The sequence below is a fragment of the Sphaerotilus sp. genome (assembly GCF_013299175.1).
GTDB lineage: Bacteria > Pseudomonadota > Gammaproteobacteria > Burkholderiales > Burkholderiaceae_C > Sphaerotilus.
Genome location: NZ_JAAFKF010000130.1, coordinates 1 through 9,219 on the forward strand (window position 1 = coordinate 1; position 9,219 = coordinate 9,219).

The 9,219-nt window shown below is 66.0% G+C and carries 6 protein-coding genes; 1 reads left to right on the forward strand and 5 read right to left on the reverse strand.

Annotated features, from left to right (window positions below; translation table 11 throughout):
- Positions 1 to 2,540, reverse strand: a 2,540-nt coding sequence (locus QZW52_RS17085; RefSeq protein WP_294000926.1) for a 2-oxoglutarate dehydrogenase E1 component, incomplete at its 3' end; no start/stop codon positions are given.
- 226 nt (positions 2,541 to 2,766) lie between these two features.
- The gene (locus tag QZW52_RS17090; protein WP_294000927.1) at positions 2,767 to 3,789 is read right to left on the reverse strand and encodes a TIGR03790 family protein; all 1,023 of its coding nucleotides are present in this window, start codon (positions 3,787 to 3,789) and stop codon (positions 2,767 to 2,769) included.
- Positions 3,790 to 3,895: 106 nt separating this feature from the next.
- Between QZW52_RS17090 and QZW52_RS17095 the strand changes: the two genes are divergently transcribed.
- Positions 3,896 to 4,672: an IclR family transcriptional regulator gene (locus QZW52_RS17095; protein WP_294000928.1), complete on the forward strand. Its 777-nt coding sequence runs from the start codon at positions 3,896 to 3,898 to the stop codon at positions 4,670 to 4,672.
- A 9-nt stretch (positions 4,673 to 4,681) separates the two neighbouring features.
- On the opposite strand, the gene pbpG is transcribed toward QZW52_RS17095, so the two are convergent.
- From pbpG to leuA, 3 genes are all read right to left on the reverse strand, one after another.
- Positions 4,682 to 5,644 (reverse strand): D-alanyl-D-alanine endopeptidase, encoded by a 963-nt coding sequence (gene pbpG / locus QZW52_RS17100; RefSeq protein WP_294000929.1) that lies wholly within the window; start codon positions 5,642 to 5,644, stop codon positions 4,682 to 4,684.
- Positions 5,645 to 5,838: 194 nt separating this feature from the next.
- Positions 5,839 to 7,380 (reverse strand): 2-isopropylmalate synthase, encoded by a 1,542-nt coding sequence (locus tag QZW52_RS17105; RefSeq protein ID WP_294000930.1) that lies wholly within the window; start codon positions 7,378 to 7,380, stop codon positions 5,839 to 5,841.
- A 12-nt stretch (positions 7,381 to 7,392) separates the two neighbouring features.
- Positions 7,393 to 9,066: a 2-isopropylmalate synthase gene (gene leuA / locus QZW52_RS17110; protein ID WP_294000931.1), complete on the reverse strand. Its 1,674-nt coding sequence runs from the start codon at positions 9,064 to 9,066 to the stop codon at positions 7,393 to 7,395.
- Positions 9,067 to 9,219 lie beyond the last annotated feature (153 nt).

A 9,219-nucleotide genomic window follows, 5' to 3' on the forward strand; every position in this document is an offset into this window, starting at 1 on the left:
TTCTTCTCTTCGCGCTTCTTGACCAGGTCGTAGTAGACCTTGCCCGAACAGGCGATCACGCGCTTGACCTTCTCGGCCACGATCTCGGCCTTCTGCTCGCCGATCACGGTGCGGAACTCGCCCTTGGTGAACTCGCTCACTGGGGAAGTCGCGTCCTTGTTGCGCAGCAGGGATTTCGGCGTGAACAGCACCAGCGGCTTGCGCAGCGGACGCACCATCTGGCGACGCAGCACATGGAAGATCTGGCTGGCCGTGGTCGGCTGCACGATCTGCATGTTGGCGTCGGCCGCGAGCTGCATGAACCGCTCCAGGCGAGCCGAGGAGTGCTCCGGACCCTGGCCTTCGTAGCCGTGCGGCAGCATCAGCGTCAGGCCGTTGACGCGGCCCCACTTCACCTCGCCCGAGGCGATGAACTGGTCGATCACCACCTGCGCGCCGTTGGCGAAGTCACCGAACTGCGCTTCCCAGATGGTCAGCGTGTTGGGTTCGGCGGCGGCGTAGCCATACTCGAAACCCAGCACCGCCTCTTCCGACAGGATCGAGTCGATGACGGTGAAGGTGGCCTGGTTGTCGGCGACGTGCTGCGCGGGGATGTAGGTGCCTTCGTCCCACTTCTCGCGCTTCTGGTCGTGGACGACGGCGTGGCGGTGGGTGAAGGTGCCACGGCCGCAGTCCTCACCGGACAGGCGCACCGGGTAGCCAGCGGCGACCAGCGAGGCGAACGCCATGTGCTCGCCCATGCCCCAATCGACGTTGACCTCGCCACGGCCCATCGCGGCGCGGTCGTCGTAGACCTTCTTGACCAGCGGGTGCGGGTTGACGCTGGCGGGGATGGTGGTCAGGCGCGTGGCCAGGCGCTTCCACTCGGCCAGCGGGATGGCCGTGTCGGCGGCATCGGTCCACTTCTTGCCAAGGAACGGCGACCAGTCCACCGCGTACTTGCTCTTGAAGTTGCTGATGACCGGGTCGATCGTGTGGCGGCCGGCGTCCATCGCGGCACGGTACGCCTTCGCCATGTCGTCGCCCAGCGTCTCGCCCAGACCCTGCGTGGCCAGCTTGTCGGCGTAGAGCCGGCGGGTGCCGGGGTGGGCGCTGATCTTCTTGTACATCAGCGGCTGGGTCAGCGCGGGGGTGTCCTGCTCGTTGTGGCCCAGCTTGCGGAAGCAGATCACATCCACCACGATGTCCTTGTGGAAGGTCATGCGGTAGTCGAGCGCGAGCTGCGTGGCCAGCACGACCGCTTCCGGATCGTCGCCGTTCACGTGCAGCACCGGCGCCTCGATCATCTTGACGATGTCGGTGCAGTACAGCGTCGAGCGCAGGTCGCGCGGATCCGACGTGGTGAAGCCGATCTGGTTGTTGATGATGATGTGGACCGTGCCGCCGGTCGAATAGCCGCGGGTGGCCGCGAGCATCAGCGTTTCCTGGTTCACGCCCTGGCCACCGAAGGCCGAGTCACCGTGGACCAGCACTGGCAGCACCTGCACGCCGGTCTTGTCTTCGCGGCGATCCTGGCGGGCGCGCACCGAGCCTTCGACCACCGGGTTGACGATTTCCAGGTGCGACGGGTTGAACGCCAGGCTCAGGTGGACCGGGCCGCCGGGGGTGGAGATGTCCGAGCTGAAGCCCTGGTGGTACTTCACGTCGCCGGCGGGCAAGTCTTCCGGCGCGGTGTGGTCGAACTCGGCGAACAGATCCTTGGGCATCTTGCCGAGGGTGTTCACCAGCACGTTCAGGCGACCGCGGTGGGCCATGCCGATGACGATTTCCTGCACGCCCTGCTCGCCGGCACGCTGGACCAGCTCGTCCATCGAGGCGATGAAGCTCTCGCCGCCTTCGAGCGAAAACCGCTTCTGGCCGACGTACTTGGTGTGGAGGAAACGCTCCAGCCCTTCCGCCGCGGTCAGGCGGTCGAGGATGTGCTTTTTCTTGTCCGCGCCAAAGGTGGGCTTGCTGCGGATCGACTCCAGGCGCTCCTGCCACCACCGCTTCTCGGTCGGCTCGGTGATGTGCATGATCTCCGCGCCGAGCGTGCCGCAGTAGGTCTCGCGCAGCGCCTGCACGATCTCGCGCAGCGTCATGCTGTCGGACTTCGTGAAGTACGTGTTCGTGGCCGAGAACGTGATGTCCATGTCGGCCTCGGTCAGGTCGTAGAACGCCGTCTCGAGTTCGGGGATCTTGGGGCGCTCGGTGCGCTTGAGCGGGTCGAGGTCGGCCCAGCGCGAACCGAGCGAGCGGTAGGCGGCGATCAGGGACTGGACGTGGACCTGCTTGCGGGCGATGGCCAGATCGGTCTCGCTGGCCTTGTGGGCGAAGGCGTTGGCCTTGGCGCGCTGGGCGAACGATTCGATGACGGGCGCATGGGCCACATCGCGACTCTCGGAGCCATCGGTCGCAGGGACGTGCTGGAGCGCGTCGAAGTAGTCGCGCCAGTTGTCGGCGACGGAGCCCGGGTTGTCGAGATACGCCTCGTACATCTCTTCGACATAGGGCGCATTGCCACCGAACAGGTACGAGTTGGACCCGTGTTGCTTCATCATATTTCGCTCACCTAGCGCCCCGGTACCCGGGGCTTGGATGGGTTGGACAACCTTCCGCGACTCGGCTAAACCGATTGGCGGATCGCGACCCGCCTTAGCTGTTGCCAGGAAAGGGGACGGGAAGGACCTATAAAGTCAAGCCTGTGACTGTAGCACTGGCATCTGACCGGCATGGGATGTCTGGCGTCATGGCGCTGTGCTCCTGGACAGGGTGTTGCAAATTCGCTCACTGGCGCGCGAACGGTGCGGCCAGCGGCTCCCCCACAAACACGCCCTGCTGCGGCCAGGCCACGCTCTTCCAGTAGGCTTCGAGCGCGGTGCTGCCCTGGAGGTAGTGCAGCAGCAGAATTTGCGGATGGGGGAACTTCTGCAGATGGTTGCACGGTTCGCTGACAGTTCCATAACTCGCCGTGGCGCCGGCATCGAGCCAATCCAGCACGGTGCTCTGCCCACCCGTGCGGTCGAGCTGGCCGCCGAACGAGGTCAGGTGGTCCGCCAGCGCGCCCGGCACCCAGTCGATCGTGTCAGCGCCCTGGAACTGGGCAACACCGGTCTGCACCAGCACGACGCGGGACGTGTCACGCGGCAGATCACCCTCTCCCATCCGGTTGTCCAGCCCGATGCGCCGCTGCAGCCCCGCTGGCGGAAACAGCACCGAGCGGACGCTGCGCACCGTGTCGGCCGTGGTCATGAAATGTGCTTGCACCGGTGCGGCGCCCACCAGCCCGAGCGTGTAGTCCGAGGCCACCCCGCGGTCGATGAGCTTGCGCGCACGCTCCACGTCGGACGATGCCAACAGCATCGATGGCCGTAGGCCCAAATCCTTGAACGGCGCCGAGGTGGCGGAGTTGAACAGCGGCGAAGCGGCCCGGCGCCCACAGGGCTGGTTGCAGAGCTGCGGATCGAAACCGAGCGTCACGGCCGAGGTGATCGACTGGCATTCGACCGCGTAGGGCTGGGTCCAGGCCAGTGCCAGCGCCTGCACGCCCCCGTCGAACTGCTCGTCGATGCGGCGGCGCAGCCGCTCCAGATCCGGGGGACTCAGGCGCGGCTGCACCGGCAGCTCGATGCGCAGCACATGGACGTCCGGAATGTGCCGTGCGCGCCGGTAATGCTCGCCCACCTCGACCGAATACGGATCGGCCGTGTTGATGACCAGCCCGAGTTCCGGCGCTTGCAGCCGGCCGATGACCCTGGGCACACGCACCAGCGGACGCTGCGGGCCGGCCTCGGCGGGCTGCGCAGACACCACGGCAGCCAGCCCCGCCAGCAAACTCCCCACAACAAGGGCAAGGCAGTACCGCATCCCGTGTTTCGCCATGCAAAAATAAGCCTTGAAATTCACTAGAGTCACCATGCCGAAAAAGGACAGTTCCAGTCAGACGCCAGCCATCCAGGTGATGGACCGCATGTTCACGCTGCTGAACGTGCTGGCCGAGCACCAGGATCCCGTCTCGCTGAAGCTGATCAGCGAGCAGACCGGCCTGCACCCGTCCACCGCGCACCGGATCTTGAACGATCTGGCCATCGGTCGCTTCGTGGACCGCCCGGAAGCCGGCAGTTATCGCCTGGGGATGCGACTTCTTGAACTCGGCAATCTCGTCAAGGCCCGGCTCGACGTGCGGGATGCGGCGCTCGTGCCGATGCGCGAGTTGCACAAGCTGACCCACCAGCCCGTCAACCTGTCGGTGCGGCAGGGCGACGAAATCGTCTACATCGAGCGCACGTACTCGGAGCGATCGGGCATGCAGGTGGTGCGGGCCGTTGGCGGGCGGGCACCGCTGCACCTCACCTCGGTCGGCAAGCTGTTCCTGGCCCATGACGACCCCCAGCGCGTGCGCAGCTACGCCACACGCACCGGACTGGCAGGTCACACGCGCAACAGCATCACCGATCTACCCATGCTGGAGCGCGAACTCGCCCGCGTGCGCCAGACCGAAATCGCCCGTGACAACGAGGAGCTGGAGCTGGGCGTGCGCTGCATGGCCGCCGGCATCCACGACGACCAGGGCAGGCTCATCGCCGGACTGTCGATCTCGGCGCCGGCCGACCGCCTGGAGGAGAGCTGGTGCGACAAGCTGCGGGACACCGCCACCGCGATTTCCACCGCCCTCGGCCACCGGCACCCCTGAGGCACACGCTCAGGACACCGAGGCGGCGCCGGTGGCGGGTCGCGCTGGCAGGTGCTTGACGGGCCGCACCGCATCCGACGATTCCAGCCAGCGGCGCACCCGCTCCGCGTCACCCAGCCGCGAGTATTTGCCTGCGGAGTCGAGGAACACCATGATGAGTTGCCGACCCGACAGCCGCGCCTGCATCACCAGACAACGCCCCGCCTCGACGATGTAGCCGGTCTTTTGCAGACCGATCTCCCAGGTCGGGTTGTTGACGAGCTTGTTGGTGTTGTGGAACTGCACGGTGCGGTGACCGAGTGCGACTTCCAGCTCCGGCGAAGTCGAGAGCTGGCGCAGCAACGGATAGCCGTAAGCCGCCTTGACCAGCCGGGCCAGATCGGACGCGCTGGACTGGTTGTCGCTCGACAGTCCTGTCGGCTCGACGTAGTGGGTGCCCGCCATGCCCAGGGCGACGGCCTTGCGGTTCATCGCCATGACGAAGGCAGGCAGACCACCAGGATGGTGGCGCCCCAGCGCATTGGCCGCGCGGTTTTCCGACGACATCAGCGCCAGGTGCAGCAGATCGCCCCGGCTGAGTTCGGAGCCGACCACCAGCCGCGAACGGCTGCCCTTCTCGGTGTCGATGTCCTCCTCGGTGACGCGCAGCACCTCGTCCATCGATGCCCTGGACTCGACCACCACCAGCGCCGTCATCAGCTTGGTCAGCGACGCGATCGGCAGCACCGCCTGCGGATTTTTGCTGAACAGCACCTCGGACGTGTCCTGATCGACCACCAATGCGACGCTGGACTTCAGGTCCAGCGGATCGCGCACGGCATGCAGGCCGCTGGCTTCGCCGAAGGACAGCCGCGGTGGCTCGGCAGGTTCGGTTACCCGGGCCGCGCGGTGGGTGTGCTTGCGCACCTTGCCGGCATGGGCCTTGGCTTTGGTCGAGTGCGAGGCCGCGTCAGCCGCCCCGGACACCAGCATCAACACCCCCAGCACCAAAGACGCCCACTTCGTCGAAGCCCGCGTCTGAGTCAGTTTTATTGGATTCACAAAATACCTTTGGATACCGCGCGACAGGACACTGATTTCAGTCTAGGTGAAGCCACCGAGTTCCTACAAGGCCCGCAAGCCCAGAGGATTTTCAGTTTTGTCCCCCTGTTCGCGCGATACCGACGTCAACCTTGCGCAGCGACGCGCTCGGCCTTGCTGTGCAGTTTGTTCAACGCCGCCAGATACGCCTTGGCCGACGCGACAACGATGTCCGGATCCGCGCCAACCCCGTTGACCACGCGGCCGCCATGTTGAAGCCGAACGGTGACTTCACCCTGCGACTCCGTGCTGCCAGACGTGATGGCGTTCACGGAATACAGCAAAAGTTCAGCCCCCGAGGCAATCTTCGATTCGATGGCCTTGAGGCTGGCATCCACCGGACCATTGCCGTCGGACTCGGCGTGGTACTCGGTCAGACCAGCCGAAAACGCCACCTTCGCGTGCGGACGCTCGCCCATTTCGGACTGCTGCGACAGGGCCAGCAAGCGGTAGTGCTCCACATCGGCGCTGACGCTTTCGTCGTTGACCAGCGCCAGGATGTCCTCGTCGAAGATCTCGCTCTTGCGGTCGGCCAGGTCCTTGAACTTCATGAACGCGGTGTTGACCTCGGCCTCGGAGTCCAGCGAAATCCCCAAGTCCTGCAGGCGCTGCTTGAACGCATTGCGGCCCGAGAGCTTGCCCAGCACGATCTTGTTGGCCGCCCAGCCCACGTCCTCGGCACGCATGATCTCGTAGGTGTCACGGGCCTTGAGCACGCCGTCCTGGTGGATGCCCGAGGCGTGGGCGAAGGCATTGGCGCCGACGACCGCCTTGTTGGGCTGCACGACGAAGCCGGTGGTCTGCGCGACCATGCGCGAGGCCGGGACGATCTGGGTCGCATCGATGCGCAGGTCGAGGTTGAAGTAGTCGCGGCGGGTCTTCACCGCCATCACGATCTCTTCGAGCGAGCAGTTGCCAGCACGCTCGCCCAAGCCGTTGATCGTGCATTCGACCTGCCGCGCTCCGCCAATCTTCACGCCGGCCAGCGAGTTCGCCACCGCCATGCCCAGGTCGTTGTGGCAATGCACCGACCAGATCGCCTTGTCCGAGTTCGGCACCCGTTCGCGCAGCGTCTTGATGAAGTTGCCATACAGCTCGGGAATCGCGTAGCCGACGGTGTCGGGGATGTTCAGCGTCGTTGCACCCTCGTCGATCACGGCTTCCAGCACGCGGCAGAGGAAATCCGGGTCCGAGCGGTAGCCATCTTCCGGCGAAAACTCGATGTCCGCGCACAGGTTGCGGGCAAAGCGCACCGACATGCGCGCCTGCTGCAGCACCTCCTCGGGCGTCATGCGCAGCTTCTTCTCCATGTGGAGGGCGCTGGTGGCGATGAAGGTGTGGATGCGCGCCGAGTTCGCACCGCGCAACGCCTCCGCTGCACGGGAAATGTCGCGGTCGTTGGCGCGGGCCAGCGAGCACACGGTCGCGTCCTTGATCGCCGCGGCAATCGCCTTGACCGCTTCGAAATCGCCGTTGGACGAGGCCGCGAAGCCCGCCTCGATGACATCGACCTTCAGCCGTTCCAGTTGCCGGGCGATGCGCAGCTTCTCGTCACGGGTCATCGAAGCGCCGGGAGACTGCTCGCCATCGCGCAAGGTGGTGTCGAAAATGATGAGTTTGTCGGTCATGGTGGAGGCTCCTCAGTCCATGGAACGTCGTGCAGCGCGTGCGCAGCCCGACAGCACCGCGTGGATCGACGCGGTGACGATGTTGGCGTCGATGCCCACGCCGAAACAGGCCGCGCCACACCCGACACGCACCTCGACGTAGGCGGCAGCCCGTGCGCCGGCTCCCGCGCCGATGCCGTGTTCGTGGTAGTCGAGCACCTCGACGGTCTGCCCGATCGCCTGGCTCAGGGCGTTGACAAAGGCGTCCAGCGGCCCGTTGCCCTGCCCGCCGAGCGTCTGCCAGCCTTGCGGGCCATGCCACTCGGCGCTGACACGGACGACCCCGTCGGCCCCTGCATCTTCCTGATGGAATGCGCTCAGGTCAGCCGCACGCCGGTCCAGCCCGTACTCGCGCTCGAAAATGGTCCACAGGTCAGCGGCACTGACCTCGCGGCCCTCGCCGTCCGTCACCGCCTGCACCGCCTGGCTGAACTCAATCTGCAGCCGCCTCGGCAACTCCAGCCCGTATTCCGCTTCCAGCAAATACGCGATGCCGCCCTTGCCCGACTGGCTGTTGACGCGGATCACCGCCTCGTAGCTGCGGCCCAGGTCTTTCGGGTCGATCGGCAGGTAGGGCATGTCCCAGAGGTCGCCCTCGCGCCGGGCCGCGAACGCTTTCTTGATCGCGTCCTGGTGCGAGCCGGAGAACGAGGTGTAGACCAGCTCGCCCACGTAGGGGTGGCGCGGATGCACGGGCAACTGGTTGCAGTGCTCGACCGTGCGGCGGGTGGCGTCGATGTCGGAGAAGTCCAGGCCCGGTGCCACACCCTGGGTGTAGAGGTTGAGCGCGATGTTGACCAGATCGACGTTGCCCGTGCGCTCGCCGTTGCCGAACAGGCAGCCCTCGATGCGGTCGGCGCCGGCCATCAGCGCCAGCTCGCCGGCCGCCGTGCCGGTGCCGCGGTCGTTGTGCGGGTGAACGGACAGCACGATCGCGTCACGCCGGGCGAGGTGGCGGTGCATCCACTCGACCATGTCGGCGAAGCGGTTCGGCGTCGAGTGCTCGACCGTCGAAGGCAGGTTGACGATGCACTTGTGCTCGGGCGTCGGCTGCCAGACAGCGGTGACGGCGTCCACCACGCGGCGCGAAAACGCCAGTTCGGTGCCGGAGAACATCTCGGGCGAATACTCGAAGGTCCAGTGCGTGCCGGGTCGGTCGGCGGCGCGGTCACGGATCATCTGCGCGTGGGTCACGGCGAGATCGACGATGCCGTCCTCGTCCAGCCCGAGCACCACGCGGCGCATCACCGGCGCCGTGGCGTTGTAGACATGCACCACCACGCGGGGGGCGCCTTCAACCGCCTCGAAGGTGCGGTCGATCAGGTGCTCGCGAGCCTGGGTCAGCACCTGGATGGTCACGTCGTCGGGGATGAGGCGCTGCTCGATCAGGCGACGCACGAAGTCGAAATCCGTCTGCGAGGCCGAGGGGAAACCGACCTCGATCTCCTTGAAGCCGATGCGCACCAGCAACTCGAACATCCGCAGCTTGCGCTCGCTGTCCATCGGCTCGATCAGCGCCTGGTTGCCGTCGCGCAGATCGACGCTGCACCAGATCGGCGCCTGCGTCAGCACGGCGTCGGGCCAGGTGCGGTCGGTCAGGCGCACCGGGGCGAACGGGCGGTATTTCTCGGCGGGGTTGCTCAGCATGCTCATGGAATGTGACGGTGTGACGGGAGGAAGGAAACGAAGATCCTGCAACGCCGCACCAGAAATACAAACGGCCCGCTGCGTTGCGCTGAGGCGGGCCGTTGATCCACAAAGGGTACAGATGTGACTGATCAGCGCGCCCGGGGCACTCCT

What these genes read in the sequence shown, in the direction of transcription:
- QZW52_RS17095 (WP_294000928.1), top strand. Translation starts at nt 3,896, where the DNA reads ATGCCGAAAAAGGACAGTTCCAGTCAGACGCCAGCCATCCAGGTGATG.
- pbpG (WP_294000929.1), bottom strand. Translation starts at nt 5,644, where the DNA reads ATGCTGGTGTCCGGGGCGGCTGACGCGGCCTCGCACTCGACCAAAGCC.
- QZW52_RS17105 (WP_294000930.1), bottom strand. Translation starts at nt 7,380, where the DNA reads ATGACCGACAAACTCATCATTTTCGACACCACCTTGCGCGATGGCGAG.
- leuA (WP_294000931.1), bottom strand. Translation starts at nt 9,066, where the DNA reads ATGCTGAGCAACCCCGCCGAGAAATACCGCCCGTTCGCCCCGGTGCGC.